At 69.1% G+C, this 15,013-nt stretch carries 14 protein-coding genes; 13 read left to right on the top strand and 1 reads right to left on the bottom strand.

What is annotated here, in order from left to right; genetic code table 11:
• Positions 1-35 precede the first annotated feature (35 nt).
• From LGN10_RS25675 to LGN10_RS25615, 13 genes are all read left to right on the top strand, one after another.
• Positions 36-2,615 (top strand): EAL domain-containing protein, encoded by a 2,580-nt coding sequence (locus LGN10_RS25675; protein ID WP_226225438.1) that lies wholly within the window; start codon positions 36-38, stop codon positions 2,613-2,615.
• 617 nt (positions 2,616-3,232) lie between these two features.
• Positions 3,233-3,415, top strand: coding sequence for a Flp family type IVb pilin (locus LGN10_RS25670; protein WP_050013708.1), 183 nt, complete (start codon positions 3,233-3,235; stop codon positions 3,413-3,415).
• Between the two features lie 89 nt (positions 3,416-3,504).
• Positions 3,505-3,987 (top strand): prepilin peptidase, encoded by a 483-nt coding sequence (locus LGN10_RS25665; RefSeq protein ID WP_226225436.1) that lies wholly within the window; start codon positions 3,505-3,507, stop codon positions 3,985-3,987.
• A 17-nt stretch (positions 3,988-4,004) separates the two neighbouring features.
• A complete protein-coding gene (gene cpaB, locus LGN10_RS25660; protein ID WP_226225434.1) occupies positions 4,005-5,033 on the top strand; it encodes a Flp pilus assembly protein CpaB in 1,029 nt (342 codons plus the stop codon).
• A 63-nt stretch (positions 5,034-5,096) separates the two neighbouring features.
• Entirely contained in the window at positions 5,097-6,479 is a 1,383-nt protein-coding gene (locus LGN10_RS25655; protein WP_059573842.1) for a type II and III secretion system protein family protein, read from the top strand.
• 14 nt (positions 6,480-6,493) lie between these two features.
• Positions 6,494-6,877, top strand: a complete 384-nt coding sequence (locus tag LGN10_RS25650) for a CpaD family pilus assembly lipoprotein (RefSeq protein WP_124861099.1) — start codon at positions 6,494-6,496, stop codon at positions 6,875-6,877.
• 21 nt (positions 6,878-6,898) lie between these two features.
• The gene (locus LGN10_RS25645; protein ID WP_226225432.1) at positions 6,899-8,122 is read left to right on the top strand and encodes an AAA family ATPase; all 1,224 of its coding nucleotides are present in this window, start codon (positions 6,899-6,901) and stop codon (positions 8,120-8,122) included.
• Entirely contained in the window at positions 8,119-9,537 is a 1,419-nt protein-coding gene (locus LGN10_RS25640) for a CpaF family protein (RefSeq protein ID WP_089464968.1), read from the top strand. The genes LGN10_RS25645 and LGN10_RS25640 overlap by 4 nt, the downstream gene beginning before the upstream one ends.
• Positions 9,534-10,511 (top strand): type II secretion system F family protein, encoded by a 978-nt coding sequence (locus LGN10_RS25635; protein ID WP_099316280.1) that lies wholly within the window; start codon positions 9,534-9,536, stop codon positions 10,509-10,511. Before LGN10_RS25640 ends, LGN10_RS25635 begins: the two co-directional genes overlap by 4 nt.
• On the top strand, positions 10,508-11,452 hold the full coding sequence (locus LGN10_RS25630; RefSeq protein ID WP_226225430.1) for a type II secretion system F family protein: 945 nt from the start codon (positions 10,508-10,510) through the stop codon (positions 11,450-11,452). Before LGN10_RS25635 ends, LGN10_RS25630 begins: the two co-directional genes overlap by 4 nt.
• Complete coding sequence (locus LGN10_RS25625; protein WP_060011650.1) at positions 11,449-12,306, top strand: tetratricopeptide repeat protein; 858 nt, start codon at positions 11,449-11,451, stop codon at positions 12,304-12,306. The genes LGN10_RS25630 and LGN10_RS25625 overlap by 4 nt, the downstream gene beginning before the upstream one ends.
• A complete protein-coding gene (locus LGN10_RS25620; protein ID WP_059573836.1) occupies positions 12,303-12,731 on the top strand; it encodes a TadE/TadG family type IV pilus assembly protein in 429 nt (142 codons plus the stop codon). The genes LGN10_RS25625 and LGN10_RS25620 overlap by 4 nt, the downstream gene beginning before the upstream one ends.
• A complete protein-coding gene (locus LGN10_RS25615) occupies positions 12,724-13,764 on the top strand; it encodes a TadG family pilus assembly protein (protein WP_226225429.1) in 1,041 nt (346 codons plus the stop codon). The genes LGN10_RS25620 and LGN10_RS25615 overlap by 8 nt, the downstream gene beginning before the upstream one ends.
• Here LGN10_RS25615 and LGN10_RS25610 read toward each other — a convergent pair.
• The gene (locus LGN10_RS25610) at positions 13,728-15,005 is read right to left on the bottom strand and encodes a glycosyltransferase family 87 protein (protein ID WP_413227163.1); all 1,278 of its coding nucleotides are present in this window, start codon (positions 15,003-15,005) and stop codon (positions 13,728-13,730) included. The genes LGN10_RS25615 and LGN10_RS25610 overlap by 37 nt on opposite strands.
• Between the last annotated feature and the right edge of the window lie 8 nt (positions 15,006-15,013).

Here is a 15,013-nt window from a genome sequence, read left to right as displayed (position 1 = left end):
TGACGATCGCGCGGCAGTACAACAGGAGGACGGTCGTGAACGACGAGCATGCCGATGTACCGACGATTCTGATCATCGACGACGATGCAATGACGCGCCTGCTGGTCGTGGAAACGCTCGAACCGGAAGGCTTTCGCGTCGAGGAAGCGACGGGTCCGCAGGCGGGCATCGATGCGTTCCTGCGTCATCGTCCGGTCGTCGTGCTGCTCGACGTCGAAATGCCCGGCGGCGACGGATTCGACTGTTGCCGGGCGCTGCGCGCGTTGCCCGAGGGCCGCCGCGTGCCGATCGTCATGCTCACGGGCAACGACGACGACGCGTCGATCGCCAGCGCGTTCGACGCCGGCGCGACCGACTTCGTGTCCAAGCCGATGCGGTGGAAACTGCTCGGCTATCGGGTCCGTTATCTGTTGCGCGCGGCCGCGGCGGTCGAAAAGCTGGCGACGACCGAAGTCAGCCTCACGCATGCGCAGGCGCTCGCGCACCTCGGCAACTGGGAATACCAGGCGGGGCGGACCGACGGCTACTGGTCGCCGGAGCTGTACCGGATTCTCGGGCTCGACGCCGCCCACACGCCGCCGACGTTCGAACGCCTCGTGCAGGCCGTTCCGCCCGACGAGCAGCCGCTCCTCGTGCAGTCCTACGCGAGCCTGCGCACCGAAGGCGTCGCGTTCTCGATCGAGCATCGGCTGATCCATGCGGACGGCACCGAGCGCTACGTGCTGCATCAGGCGGAGTCCGGCCGTGATCCGAGCCACGCGATCATCCTGCGCGGCATCGTCCAGGACATCACCGAGCGCAAGATGCAGCAGGGCCGCATCGAATACCTCGCCAATCACGACGCGCTGACCGGCTTGCCGAACCGCAACCTGCTCGGCGACCGGATGGAGCAGGCGATGTCGCAGGCGCGGCGCACCGGGCAACTGATCGCGGTGATGGTGCTCGACCTGGACCGCTTCAAGCACATCAACGACAGCTTCGGCCACTCGGCGGGCGACGGGCTGCTGCGGGTCGTCGCCGCACGCCTGAAGAGTTCGGTGCGTGACGGCGACACCGTCGCGCGACTCGGCGGCGACGAGTTCGTCGTGATGCTGGTCAACCTGTCGACGGCGTCGGACGCGGACGCGATCGCCCGCAAGATCCTGGACACCTTCGTCGCGCCGTTCGTGCTCGACGGCCACGACCTGCACGTGACGACGAGCGTCGGCGTCAGCCTTTACCCGACCGACGGCACCGACGCGGAGACGCTGCTGAAGACGGCCGATGCCGCGCTGTATTGCGCGAAGGAACACGGACGCAACTGCTACAGCTTCTATACGCGCGAACTGGGCGCGCGCGTCGAGGAGCACGCCATCCTCGAAAACGCGCTGCACCAGGCCGTGTCGAATGGCGAACTCGAGCTGTACTATCAGCCGAAGGTCGATCTCAAGACCGGCCAGATCAGCGGCGTCGAAGCGCTGATTCGCTGGCGACGTCCGGGAATCGGCGTGATTCCGCCCGACCGCTTCATCCCGATCGCCGAAGAAACCGGGCTGATTCTGCCGATCGGAGAATGGGTGTTGCGCACCGCGTGCGCCCAGGCCGTCGCGTGGCGCCGGGAAGGGCATCCGCCGATCCGGATTGCCGTCAACCTGTCCGCGCGCCAGTTCCGGCAGCAGGACGTGGCCCACCTGGTGCGCACCGCGCTCGCGGAAACCGGTCTCGAGCCGGACTCGCTCGAACTCGAACTGACCGAAAGCGTGTTGATGGAGGACTCCAATGCGATCGCCCATACGCTGCGCGAACTGAAGGCGCTCGGCGTCGTGCTATCGCTGGACGATTTCGGCACCGGCTATTCGAGCCTGTCCTACCTGAAGGACTTGCCGATCGACGTCGTCAAGATCGATCGTTCGTTCCTCAGCGACGTCACCACCAGCGCGGAAGGCGCGTCGTTGACGCGCTCGATCATCGCGATGGCGGAGTCGCTGCACATGGAGACGGTGGCCGAGGGCGTGGAGACGGAAGCCCAGCTGTCGTTCCTGAACCGGCATCGCTGCCATGCGATGCAGGGCTACTATTTCAGCCATCCGGTCACCGGCGACGAGATCGCCGACATGCTGACCGCCGGCTCGGAGCTGCCCGAGCACTGCCGGCAGCGCGAACTGCTGCACCGCACGCTGCTGCTGGTGGACGACGACCGCGCGGTGCTGCGGATGCTCCGGCAGGCGCTCGGCCGCGACGGCTACGAGATTCTCGACACCACCGATCCCGACGAAGCACTCGACCTGCTGGCCCAGCATCGCGTCGGCGTGATCGTGTCGGACTTCCGGATGTCGAGCGTGTCCGGGCTCGACCTGCTGCAGCGGGTCAAGGCGCTGTACCCGGACATCGTGCGCATCCTGCTGTCCAGCTACGGCGACGGCGCGTCGATCGCCGACGCGTCCGGCAACGGGTCCGTTCAGAAGCTGCTGATCAAGCCATGGGACGTCGCGCTGCTGCGCAAGCACATTGCCGAGTCGTTCCAGCGGTTCGAGCACACGTCGCTGAGCGGCGGGGATCTCGGGGTGGCGCGTCTCGGCATTCGCCGGTCTCCGCCGCGGTCTCTCGACGTGGCGGAACCGCGCAATCGCCCTTGACCGGAAGGCGCCGCCGCGCGTTATTGTCCGCAGTCGTGACGGCACGTGAATGGACCTGGAAAGTGCAATCGTGGATCACGCCGTGCGACGCCGATCGAGCAGCACGTGGTGCCCGGATCGATCGCCAAGGATCGATACCCAGGTAATAAGGAGGATTGCGCGGCGGTCAAAAATTGAACAAATGCGTAAATTGTTCCCGGTTCCGGAAATCGCCCATCCGAAGCAGTAAGGATTCTTAATCGGGATCGCGATGACATCATGCGGGGCGCAGTAATTACCCCGCGCGTCGGGTTCCGGATTTACTTGTGCACGGGCATTTTCATAAATACATTTCGACGCCAAATTATTTGAAAACGCCGAGAAAATTGTCTATACCCTAGACGAATCAGGCTGATCCGCATCATGCCGATGCGGGCACGCAACAAGCGGGCGCTGGCAATGGCCGACGCCAGCAACCGCGCGTTGCAGCGATCGAATGGATTCCGGGGGATGCGAACGGCCCGTTGCCCGGGCTGCCGCATGAGTCGTGAATGGGCGAACGCAGTGCGCGCCACCGAAGCAGCACCGCGTCTTTACATTCAACGGTCGATCAACGACCCCGTCACACGGAGGTTGTCATGCTGCACTACGTCAAATCCCTGCTGCGTGATGAACGCGGCGTCAGCTCGCTCGAATACGCGGTTCTCGCCGGCATCGTGGTCGTCGCGCTGGCGGCGGTCGGGGTGATCCTGAGCAGCAACACCGGTGGCCTGCCGGCCGTGTTCACGTCGCTGATCAACAAGGTCACCGCGCTGATCTGACCTCCCTGAACCCGCGCGCCGCCGACGAATACACGGATCCGCAGCGGTACGACGTATCCAGCCGGGGCGCGCCGACGGACGGCTCTCCGATGCTCCATCTCGTACAGTCGGCGGCGACGCTCGTGCTGATGTCGCTCGTGCTGCAGGACGTGCGCACGCGGCGCCTGTCGAACCGCGCGGTGCTCGCGTTCGCGATGCTGTATTTCGTCGCGGCCGCGCTCGCGCGCGAAGGGCTCGCGCAGCTCGCCGCTCACGTGGGGACCGCGGCGGTGATGCTGCTGCTGTTCGCCGGACTGCGTCACGCCGGCTGGGTCGGCGGCGGCGACGTGAAGCTGGCGGCGGCCGTCTTCCTGTGGGCCGGGCCGGGCCTCGCGCTGCCGGTGCTGACGATCGTCGGCGCGAGCGGCGCGGCGTGCGGCCTCGCCGTGCTCGCGGCCGTCGCATGGCAGCGCTGGCGCATCGCACCGGCGCGCACGATCGACACGCGCGGCGTGCCGTACGGCGTCGCGCTTTCGCTCGGCGGCGCACTGGCCGTCTGGGCGCCGTTTCCTCACGCGGTTTCGCTCACCTAGCGGGGACGCACGCCGCCATGCCCAAACCTCTGAGAATGGCCGTGCTGATCATCGCTGCCGCCGTCGGTGCGTTCGTCCTGCGCCAGCTCTATGTCGCCGCGTCGACGCCGGCGGCGCCCGGCGCGACGAGCGACGTCAACGTGCGCGTCGCGGCGGCCGACCTGCCCGAAGGGCTGCTGCTGCGCGACAACGATCTCGCGTGGAAGCGCATCCCGAGCGCGCAGGTGCCGGCCGGCGCATTCGTCGAGTCCCAGCCGGGCGCGGAGCTCAAGGGTGCGCTGCTGCGCAACCGCGTCGACGCCGGTACGCCGATCCGCGCGGACAACGTGATTCCGGCCGGCGCGCCGGACTTTCTCGCGGCCGCGCTGCAACCGGGCATGCGCGCGATCTCGGTGCCGGTCGACGACGTGTCGGGCAACGCAGGGTTGATCCAGCCGGGCGACTTCGTCGACGTCGTGCTCACGCAGCAGATCGGTGGCACCGCGACGACACCCGGCACGTTCGAAGCGGAGACGGTCGTGCGCCGTGCTCGCGTGCTCGCCGTCGGCTCGGAATTCCAGCGCGCGAAGGCGCCCGCGAGCGCGCCCGATGCGCCGGTGCGCGCGCGCACGGTCACGCTCGAGGTCGCGCCGCGCACGGCGCAGGTCGTGCTGGTCGCGACGCGCCTCGGTTCGCTGTCGCTCGCGCTGCGCAGCTTCGCGACGAGCGACCGCCGCGATGCGGCGGGCGGCGCCGAACAGGAGCCCGATACGCCGCCGGTGTGGGCCGGTGACGTATCGCGCGCGTTCCGCGACGCGACGCGCTCGCCGTCCGCGAAAGCCGACACGGGCGCGCGGCCGGCACCGCAGGGCAATACGGTGGTGATCTATCGCGGTTCATCGGTGGATGACGGCTCGCGTGGCGGCGGCGGTGGTGTCGGTACGCCGGGCCTTCCGCCGTTGCCATCCGGCTGGCCGGGCACGCCGGTTGCGCCGGCTGCGCCCGCAGCGGGCACTGCCGCCGCCGACGCGACGGCGCAGGTGCCGCGGGCGGCGGTCGCGCAGTGACGCGATGACGAGGTGTCGATTCGGAACCGGCCGCCCGGCGGCCGGCATTTGACGGGAACACGAATGGTGCGCACGGTTCGTTGGATCGCTTTCTGGTGCGTGGCCTGCGTCGTCGCGCCGGGCGCCGCGCTCGCGCAGCGCGCGCAGGCGGCGGACGCCGTCGCGGCGCTGTCGATCGCGACCGGCAAGGGCGAGATGCTGTCGTTGCCGGAACCGGCGACCGCGATGTTCGTCGCGGACCCCAGCATCGCGGACATCCAGGTGCCGTCGCCGCGCACCGTGTTCGTGTTCGGCAAGAAGGCCGGCACGACCTCGCTGATCGCGCTCGGCGCGAATCATCGGCCGATCCTGCGCCGGACCGTGATCGTGCAGGTCGATACCGCATCGCTGCAGACGGTGCTCGACAGCCGCTTCCCGCAATTGAAGCTGTCGGTGTCCGGCGCGCCCGGCTCGCTGATGGTGTCGGGCAAGGTGCCGAGCGCGGCCGACGCGGACGCCGTGATGCAGTCGCTCGCGCCTTATGTGAGCGACAAGGAAAAGATCGTCAACCGGCTCACGCTGTCGCGCCCGATCCAGGTGAACCTGCGCGTGCGCGTGACGGAAGTGAGCCGCAACATCACGCAGCAGCTCGGCATCAACTGGAGTTCGCTCGGCGCGGCAGGCAACTTCGTCGGCGGGCTGTTCAACGGACGCACGCTGTTCGATCCGACGAACAAGCTGTTCAACCTGTCGCCGAGCGGCGCATATTCGGTGCTCGGCGGCTTCCATACGGGGCGCTGGTCGATCGACGTCGTGCTCGATGCGCTCGACCAGGAAGGGCTGATCACGATGCTCGCGGAGCCGAACCTTACCGCGATGTCCGGGCAGACCGCGAGCTTCCTCGCGGGCGGCGAGATTCCGATTCCGGTCGCGCAGGCCGGCAACACGACCGGCGCGATCACGGTCGAGTACAAGCCGTTCGGCGTGTCGCTGGACTTCACGCCGACCGTGCTCGCCGACAACCGGATCAGCCTGAAGGTGCGCCCGGAAGTGAGCGAGGTCGATACGAGCAACAGCGTGACGACTGGCAGCATCACGGTGCCGGGGCTCTCCGTGCGGCGCGTGGAGACGACGGTCGAGCTGTCGAGCGGGCAGAGCTTCGCGATCGGCGGCCTGCTGCAGAGCCAGACCGCGGATACCGTGTCGCAGGTCCCGGGGCTCGGCCGGCTGCCGATCATCGGCCGGCTGTTTTCATCGAAGAACTTCCAGGACCACAAGACCGAGGTCGTCGTGATCGTGACGCCGTACATCGTGCAGCCGACCGGGCCGGGCCAGCTCGAGCAGGCGCTCGATACCGTCGCGCGGCCGAGCAGCGACCTCGAGTTCGCGATCCAGCGCAATCTCGGGCTGGACCTGTTGTCGGGCGACACGCCGCGTCTCGTCGGCGCCGCGGGCTTCGTGTACTGAGCCAAGGAGCGCGCATGCGAGTTCGAACCCTGTTCACCGCACCGTTGCCGCTGGCGCTCGCGGCGTGCCTGTCGGCGCCGCCGCCGATCAACCTGCCCGATGCGCGCGCGATCGGCTTCGACGGCGTGCGCGCGGTGCCGCCCGACTGCGCGAAGCTGATGCAGCCGTCGCATCTCGTCGATGCAGGGTTCGGGCGGCCCGGCGTGCCGTTCGGCTGCGCGACCTACACGAATCTCGCGACGATGCTCGCGCGGCCGGAAGACCTCGTCGCGCCCGTGCCGTACGGCGGCGCCGATGCGCAAGTGGCGGCCGACGCGGTGCGCCGCTACGTCGAGGACCGCGTGAAGCAGCCCCCGCCGGGCAAGACGCTGACGACGACCGGCTCGTCCGGTCATTGACCCCCTGACGATGCGATCGCGATGCCGCCCATGAACGTCCTCGACCGCCAGAACGCCAAGCGCGCCGCCTCCGCCGGAGCGGCGGATCTCCTCGCCGTCGTGTCCGATGCGGGTAGCGAGGACGTGATCCGCCGCGTCGCGCAGGATCTGTCGATCGCGCGCGCCCACGTGCACCCGGGCGACTGCGACGACGCGATCCGGTTGCTGCAGCAGCAAGAGCGTTCGCCGCGCCAGTTGATCGTCGACGTGTCGGATTCGGTGCTGCCGGTGTCGGACCTGATGCGGCTCGCGGACGTGTGCGATCCGTCGGTGAGGGTCGTCGCGATCGGCACGCAGAACGACGTCGGGCTGTTCCGCAACCTGCTCGGCATCGGCGTGCAGGACTACATCGTCAAGCCGCTGACCGTCGAGCTGATGCGGCGCGCGCTGACCACGACGGAGTCGGTCGTGCAGGTGCGCACCGGCAAGATCGTGAGCTTCGTCGGCGCGCGCGGCGGCGTCGGCGCGACGACGATCGCGGTCAGCCTCGCGCGCTGCCTGGCGGGGGAGAAGCGTCGGCGCGTCGCGTACGTCGACCTGAACCTGCATGGCGGCGGCGCGAACTCGATGCTCGGGCTGTCGAGCAACAACGGGCTGATCGAATTGCTGAACATGGAGCTGCGCCCCGACGACGCGCTGTTCGACCGCATGTTCGTCACGAAGGGCGACCGCCTGCACGTGCTGTCGGCCGAACTCGCATACGGCGAAGACGCGCTGCTGCGCGACGATGCGATCGCGCAGCTCGTCGACATGCTGAAGGACCGCTTCCATTACGTGCTGTTCGACGTCGGCTACCGTGCCGGCAAGCTGTTCGAGGATGCGCTGACGGCGTCCGATCTCGTCTATATCGTCGCCGACCGGTCGGTGCACGCCGCGTACGAAGCCGCGCGGCTTGCGCGCTTCGTGAAGGAAATGCCGGGCGAGCGGCTGCTGTCGATGGTGCTGAACAATCCGCTCGAGCCGGTCAAGGGGCGCGTCACGCAGTCGGATTTCGAGGATGCGTTCGGCGGTGTGCAATTGCGCGAGCTGCCGCACGAGGCGCAGTCGCTCGCGATCGCGGAGAACCTGGGCGAGCCGATCGAACGCTCGAAACGCCGCGGCTTCCTGGACGAGATCCGGCTGCTCGCGAACGGCATCACCGGCGAATCGATGGCCGTCGCCGAGCCGTGGTACGCGCGCTTCGTCAAATGGAGGAAGGGATCGTGACGTTCGGTACCCGCAAGCAGCCGACACCGGACCCTGCGCCGGCGGGCTCTCGCCCCGCGCCGCACGACACCGCGCCCGCGCCGGCCGTAAGCCCGGTGCCGGCGTCCATGTCCACGTCGGCGCGTGCGGCCGCGACGGCCGATACCCAGGAGGCGCTCATCCGCTCCGGCAAGTTCGACGCGATCCGCAACGCGGTGTTCGCGTCGATGAACATGTCGGCCGCGCTGATGAAGACGCGCGACGAAGTGCGGGCCGGCATCGAACAGGTGGCCGCGCACACGGTCGAGCGCGAGCGCCTGAAGATCACCACGGGCGAGCAGGTGCTGATCGTCGACGCGATCCTGAACGACATGTTCGGCGTCGGGCCGATCGAGCCGCTGCTTGCCGACGACACCGTGTCCGACATCCTCGTGAACGGCCCCGACCAGGTGTACGTCGAACGCGCGGGGCGGCTCGAGCTCACGCCGCTGAAGTTTCGCGACAACGCGCACGTGACGAGCGTCGCGCAGCGGATCGCGGCGGCGGTCGGGCGCCGCGTCGACGAGAGCAGCCCGATGGTCGATGCGCGTCTTGCCGACGGCAGCCGCGTGAACGTGGTCCTGCCGCCGATCGCGATGCGCGGCGCGTCGATCTCGATCCGCAAGTTCGCGAAGCGCGACATCACGCTCGCGCGGATGGCGCATCAGGGCAACATCTCGCACGGGATGCTGCAGGTCCTGAAGATCGCGTGCGCGTGCCGGCTGAACATCGTGATCTCGGGCGGCACCGGGTCGGGCAAGACGACCCTGCTCAACGCGCTGTCGCAGCACATCGAGGAGCACGAGCGGATCGTGACGATCGAGGACGCCGCCGAGCTGCAACTGCTGCAGCCGCACGTGGTGAGCCTCGAGACGCGGCCGGAGAACACGGAAGGGCTCGGCGGCATCTCGCAGCGCGATCTCGTGCGCAACGCGCTGCGGATGCGGCCCGACCGCATCATCCTCGGCGAAATCCGCGGCGCGGAGGCATTCGACGTGCTGCAGGCGATGAACACGGGCCACGACGGCTCGATGACGACGATCCATGCGAACTCGCCGCGCGACGCGATCAGCCGGCTCGAAAGCATGGTCATGATGGCGAACGCGAACCTGCAGCTGCTGTCGATCCGGCGCCAGATCGCGAGCGCCGTGCATCTGTTCGTGCAGGTCGAGCGGATGCGCGACGGCGTGCGCCGCGTGACGCGGATCACCGAGATCGTCGGGATGGAAGGCGAAGTCGTGATCACGCAGGACCTGTTCGCGTTCCGCCAGGAAGGCGACACGACGCGCGACGCGGTGAAGGGCGTGTTCGAGGCGTCGTCGCTGCGGCCCGCCTTCGCGCCGCGCGCTGCGTACTACGGCGTCGAGGACGCGCTTACCGAGGCGTTCCGGCAATGAGGACGGCGGACCTGTTCGCGCTCGGCGCCTTCGTCGTGATCCTCGCGGTGGGGCTCGGCCTGTCGGCGTTGCTGGACCGTGCGCGCCAGACGCCGGAGCAGCGCATTCGCGCGCGGATGCAGCGCATTGCGCCATCGCTGACGGGCCGGGCCGCCGGTGCGGCAGCCGGGGCCGGTGTCGCGCTGTTCAACCTGCCGCGCCGGCAGACCCGCGTGCGGGCATGGGTGCAGCGCTACGTGACGCGCGTGCGCGCGGTCGGCGGCGAGCGCGGGCTGCGGATCGTCATCGCGAGCACGATCGCCGGCGCGGTCGCGGGGATCGTCGTGGTGAAGCTCGTGGCGCTGCCGCGCGTGGTGCATCCGGCGATTTATGTCGGACTGCCGCTGATCGCGATGCGCGCGAGCTATCGCGCGCTGGTCGAGCGCTTCCGGCTGCGCTTTCTGGAGGGGTTCCCCGACGCGATCGACCTGATCGTGCGGGCGGTGCGCGCGGGCATTCCGGTCACGCAGGCGATCAGCACGGTCGGCGATAGCGCCGCCGAGCCGGTGCGCTCGACCTTCCGCACGATGGGTGACAGCCTGCGCGTCGGCGCGGATCTGAAGGACGTGCTGACGCACGCGGCGGACCGGCTGATGATCGCGGATTTCTCGTTCTTCACCGTCTATCTGCTGCTGCAGCGCGAGACCGGCGGCAGCCTCGGCGAGACGCTCGACGAGTTGTCGAGCATCATCCGCACGCGCCGCGACATCCGCCTGAAGACGCGCGCGCTGACCGCCGAGGGGCGGATCACGACGAAGATCATCTCGGCGGTGCCGTTCGTGATGATCGGCGCGCTGTTCCTCGTGAACCGCGCATACGTGATGCTGCTGTTCGATACGCATGCCGGACGCGTGATGCTGACGATCGCCGCGACGCTGCTGACGATCGGACTGGTGACGATTCGCAAGATCTCGAAACTGGATACTGCACGATGACGATGTCGATGCTGGCCGCCCGCGGCCTCGAACTGTTGCTGCTGCTCGCGTGCGTCGCGGCGGCGCTCGCGACGCCGGGCGGCGGCACGCGCCGGCGCATCGCCGTGCGCGTGCAGCAGGCCGCCGGACAGCGGTCGCCCGCGCTGGGAGCGGGGCGCCTGCAGGCGGGCGACGTGCGTCGGGACCTGACGCGGCGGCTCGCGCAGCTCGGCGAGCGGCTGCCCGTGCTCGATCCGATGCAGCGCGCGAAGCTCGCGCTGCAACTGGCGCGCGCGGGCTTTCGCGAACGGCGCGCGGTGTCGTCGATGATCGGCATCAAGCTCAGTTGCGGCGTGCTGTTCGCCGGCGTCGCGATGGTGTTCAGCCCGTATATTCCGCGCTTCGGCGAATACTTCGTGATCCGCGCGGTGGCGATGGTCGCCGCGTTCGTGGTCGGCGTGATCGTGCCGGAATACGTGCTCGGCGCGATGATCCGGCGGCGCCGGCGGATCATCGCCGCATGCTTTCCGGATGCGCTCGACCTGCTCGTGATCTGCACGATGGCCGGCAACAGCCTCGTATCGGGCGTGCGGCGCGTCGCGCGCGAACTCAGGCGCATCTGCCCGCCGCTCGCCGACGAGCTGACGGTGTGCGCGGACGAGCTGACGCTGAGCGGCAACGTGTCCGAAGCGCTCACGCATTTCGCGATCCGCGTCGACTTCGCGTCGGCGCGCTCGCTGGCCACGACGCTCACGCAATCGCAGCGGTTCGGCACGCCGATCACGCAGGCGCTGCGAACGCTGTCGCGCAGCGAGCGCACCGAGCAGATCGTCGCGCTCGAGGAGCAGGCCGCGAAGCTCGCGCCGAAGATCACGCTGCCGATGATGCTGTTCATCCTGCCGACGGTCGGCCTGATCGCGGCAGGCCCGGCGGCCATCCGTTTGCTCGAGGTGTTCAAATGACAGGCCCCGCGCTCCGTGCGTTCGTCTTCGCGGCCGTGCTGCCGCTGCTCGCCGGCGGCTGCGCGCCGGGTATCCAGACGCGGCCGGCGCTGTCGCACAAGAGCGACGACCCGCAGGCCGAATTGCGCATCGCCGACAGCGCGCTGGCCGGCGGCAACGTCGATCTCGCGTCGACGCTGTACGCGAAGGTGCTGGCGCGGCATCCCGATTCGCTCGCCGCGCAACTGGGGCTTGCCGACGTCAACTATCGCGCCGGCGATCTGGAGCGCGCGCGTATTCTGTACGAGCAGGCGCGGCAGCTTGCGCCGGCCGAACTCGGGCCGCAGGTCGGACTCGCGCGCGTCGCGTTGCGACAGCGTCGACTCGACGAGGCCGCGCGCCGCTATCGCGACTTGCTCGCCGCGCAGCCAAACCTGCCGCTCGCGGCGCAGGGGCTCGGCACGGTGCTCGATCTTCAGGGCCGCCACGAGGACGCTCAGACCGTGTACCGGGACGCGCTGAGCGCGCATCCGGACGCGCAGGGGCTGCGGGTCGACCTCGGGCTGTCGCTCGTGCTGAGCAATCGTCCGCGCGAAGGCGTGAACGTGCTGCTCGACGTGGCCGGGCTGCCCGATGCGCCGTGGCAGGCGCGCCAGAACCTCGCGTTCGCGTACGGCGTGCTCGGCAACACCGATTCGGCGAAGAAGCTGCTGTCCGCGGACCTGCCCGCGTCGGCGGTGGCCGACAATCTGCGCGTGTACCAGGCGGTGCGTACGCAGCTCGCGGCGCGTCCGGTCGGCGACGCGTCGCGGCCGTCGAAGGGCGCCGCGCTCGAGCCGCGCGCCGTGCCGCCCGCCGCGGGGGCCGTAAAATGACACGCGGGGCGACGGGCGCCCGCCACGCGCGCGGCGTCGTATCCCTCGAATTCGTATTGATGCTGCCGTTCCTGCTGATGGTGCTGATCGGCATCATCGACACGAGCCTGCTGCTGTGCGACAAGGCCGTGATCACGAACGCGAGCCGCGAAGCCGCGCGGGCCGGCGTCGTGCTGCGCGTGCCGATGCTGACCCCGACGCAGATCGCCAACGTCGCGCTGAGCTATACGCAGAACAGCCTGATCACCGGCGGCACGCCGACGACGCCGACCGTGACCGTGACGCAGGCGAACGGCACGACGGCGGGCACCGCGCTGACGGTCACGGTGACCTACACGTATGCGGGGCTGGTGCTCGGTTCGGCGTTCAGCGCGCTGACCGGCCCCGTGACGATCTCGGCTACCTCGGTGATGCTCTATGAATGACGCGGCCGGCACGCGATGCATCGGCGCCGCGCGCGAACGCGGTTCCGTCGCGCTGTTCTTCCTGATGTTCCTGATCCCGCTGCTGTCGTTCGGCGCGCTGGCGATCGACATCGCGTGGATCGCCACGGTGCGCAACCAGTTGCAGAATGCGGCGGACGCGGCCGCGCTCGCGGCGGCCGACGCGATGATGTCGCCGACGGGCGGGCCGCTGAACTGGTCGCAGGCCGCGCCGGCGGCGAACGGCGTGATCGCGCTGAATTCGGCGGCGGGCGCGCGGCTCGGGAGCGGCACCGTGACGACCGGCTACTGGAACGTGACGCGCACGCCCGCGTCGATGCAGCCGACCACGATCACGCCCGGCCCGTACGACGTGCCGGCGGTGCAGGTGACCGTGTCGCGCGCGCCGGGCATCAACGGCGGCTCGATTCCGCTGCTGCTCGGCGGGTTGCTCGGCATCCCCGGCGCATCCGGCGGCGCGACCGCGATCGCGGTGCTCGCCGCGCCGGGCGGCGTCGCGGCGGGCGGGCTGTTTCCGATCGCGATCGACCAGTGCGTGTACAACCAGTACTGGAACGCGCAGACCAACCAGCCGCTGATCAATCCGCTCACGGGTCTGCCGTACCAGTTTTCGATCACGAACGGCCAGACGTATGGCTCGCTGTGCATGGGCGGTCAGTGGACGTCGTTCCAGTCGACCGCGACCGACACGACGACGATGGGTGGCCTGATGGTGACCGGCAACCCGACGACGCTCAATATCGGCGACAGCATCTATCTCGCGACCGGCGTGAAGGCGACGCTCTACACGTCGGTGCCGGTCGGCGCGACGGTCGTGCTGCCGGTCGTCACGCAGACGTCGAGCAGCACCTACGTGCCGATCGTCGCATTTGCCGCGTTCCACATCGACGTGTCGCTCGGCGGCGCATACAAGTACATCCAGGGGCACTTCGTCGCCGGTGTGAAGATGACCGGCGTCGCGACGGGCGTCGGGCCGTACTACGGCGTGTACGTGCCGCCGCGGCTTGCGTTGTGACTGTTGCGAGCGTCGTGGCGGGCGCGGCGCAGCAGCACCAGCAGCGCGAAGAGCGTCACGGCCGGGCCGATCTGCGGCAGTTGCAGCCACGGGTTCAGGTATTCGACGATCGGCAGCGCCCACATCAGCGCGATCGCGGCCTGTTCGCCGCGCAGCCAGCCGTCGCGCCAGCCGATCGACAGCATGCACGCGATCGCGATGGCAAGCCACGCGAGTTCGTAGTGCCACACGTACGGGTTCGCCACGAGCGTCGCGACCGTCAGTACGGCCGCGCGCACGCGGGTGTCGCGCGACTGCATCCATACGACGCAAGCGGCGTAGATCGCGATCGCGGCGATGCACGCATGCGCGGCGTACGCGGCGCCGAGCGGCACGTCCGCGAGACGAAACGCCGCGAACGGCGTGGGCGACGCGAGCCAGAACCCGACGCCATGCTCGATGACGATCGAGCGGGCGATGCCGGCGCTGGCGACGAACAGGCGCGGCGACTCGACACCGCAGACGAGCACGCTCGACGCGGCGAACGCGCCGGTCGCGAGCGCGGCCCACATGATCGTGCGCCATGCTCGCGCGGCGACCAGCACGAACGGGAACAGCAGCGCCAGCTGCGGCTTGACCGACAGCAGCGCGATGCAGAGGCCGGCATATATCGGCCGCCGATCGGCCCAGTAAACGGCCAGCGCCGCGCACGAGGCGGTCAGGAACGTGTTCTGCCCGAGCGTCGCGGTGACGAACACGCATGGCGCGGCAACCAGCGCGAATGCGCCGGCGTGCGATGCGCCGGGTATCGTACGGAGGCCGGATACGCGCCACGCGGCGAGGCCGAGCACGAGCACGCCGAACGCGACGAACAGCGGATAAGCAAGCGCGAACGGCAGCAGCGCCAGCGGCGTCACGAGCAGCAGATACGTGGGCGGGTACAGCCACGGTGCGAAGACGTCGCGGGGAAGGTTCGGAAACAGCCCGGTCGTCAGCCGCGAGAATGCGGAAAAATCGTATGCGTGCGAGGGCGTGCCGTGCAGCATCACGTACGACGCGGACCAGAACACCGAGAAGTCCGCCCCCGGGCGGGGTATGACGCCGCCGCTGCCGGACGCGTGACGAACGACCGCGATCCAGATCGCAATGAACAGCGCGTACGACACCAGCATCAGCGCGCTGTACAGGACGACGCGTCGCGACGTGAGCCACGCGGCGACGGGCCGCGCCGTCGGCCGTGTCGATTGCCGGAGGATATCCAATTCACGTG

The sequence above is a fragment of the Burkholderia sp. AU32262 genome (genome assembly GCF_020419985.1).
Classification (GTDB): domain Bacteria; phylum Pseudomonadota; class Gammaproteobacteria; order Burkholderiales; family Burkholderiaceae; genus Burkholderia; species Burkholderia semiarida.
Note: the sequence above shows the minus strand (reverse complement) of the source record. Positions and strands in the feature narration are given on the sequence as shown.

Coding starts and splice junctions, on each gene's coding strand:
- LGN10_RS25655 (WP_059573842.1), top strand. CDS start 5,097: ATGGTGCGCACGGTTCGTTGGATCGCTTTCTGGTGCGTGGCCTGCGTC.
- cpaB (WP_226225434.1), top strand. CDS start 4,005: ATGCCCAAACCTCTGAGAATGGCCGTGCTGATCATCGCTGCCGCCGTC.
- LGN10_RS25635 (WP_099316280.1), top strand. CDS start 9,534: ATGAGGACGGCGGACCTGTTCGCGCTCGGCGCCTTCGTCGTGATCCTC.
- LGN10_RS25630 (WP_226225430.1), top strand. CDS start 10,508: ATGACGATGTCGATGCTGGCCGCCCGCGGCCTCGAACTGTTGCTGCTG.
- LGN10_RS25670 (WP_050013708.1), top strand. CDS start 3,233: ATGCTGCACTACGTCAAATCCCTGCTGCGTGATGAACGCGGCGTCAGC.
- LGN10_RS25615 (WP_226225429.1), top strand. CDS start 12,724: ATGAATGACGCGGCCGGCACGCGATGCATCGGCGCCGCGCGCGAACGC.
- LGN10_RS25620 (WP_059573836.1), top strand. CDS start 12,303: ATGACACGCGGGGCGACGGGCGCCCGCCACGCGCGCGGCGTCGTATCC.
- LGN10_RS25650 (WP_124861099.1), top strand. CDS start 6,494: ATGCGAGTTCGAACCCTGTTCACCGCACCGTTGCCGCTGGCGCTCGCG.
- LGN10_RS25645 (WP_226225432.1), top strand. CDS start 6,899: ATGCCGCCCATGAACGTCCTCGACCGCCAGAACGCCAAGCGCGCCGCC.
- LGN10_RS25625 (WP_060011650.1), top strand. CDS start 11,449: ATGACAGGCCCCGCGCTCCGTGCGTTCGTCTTCGCGGCCGTGCTGCCG.
- LGN10_RS25665 (WP_226225436.1), top strand. CDS start 3,505: ATGCTCCATCTCGTACAGTCGGCGGCGACGCTCGTGCTGATGTCGCTC.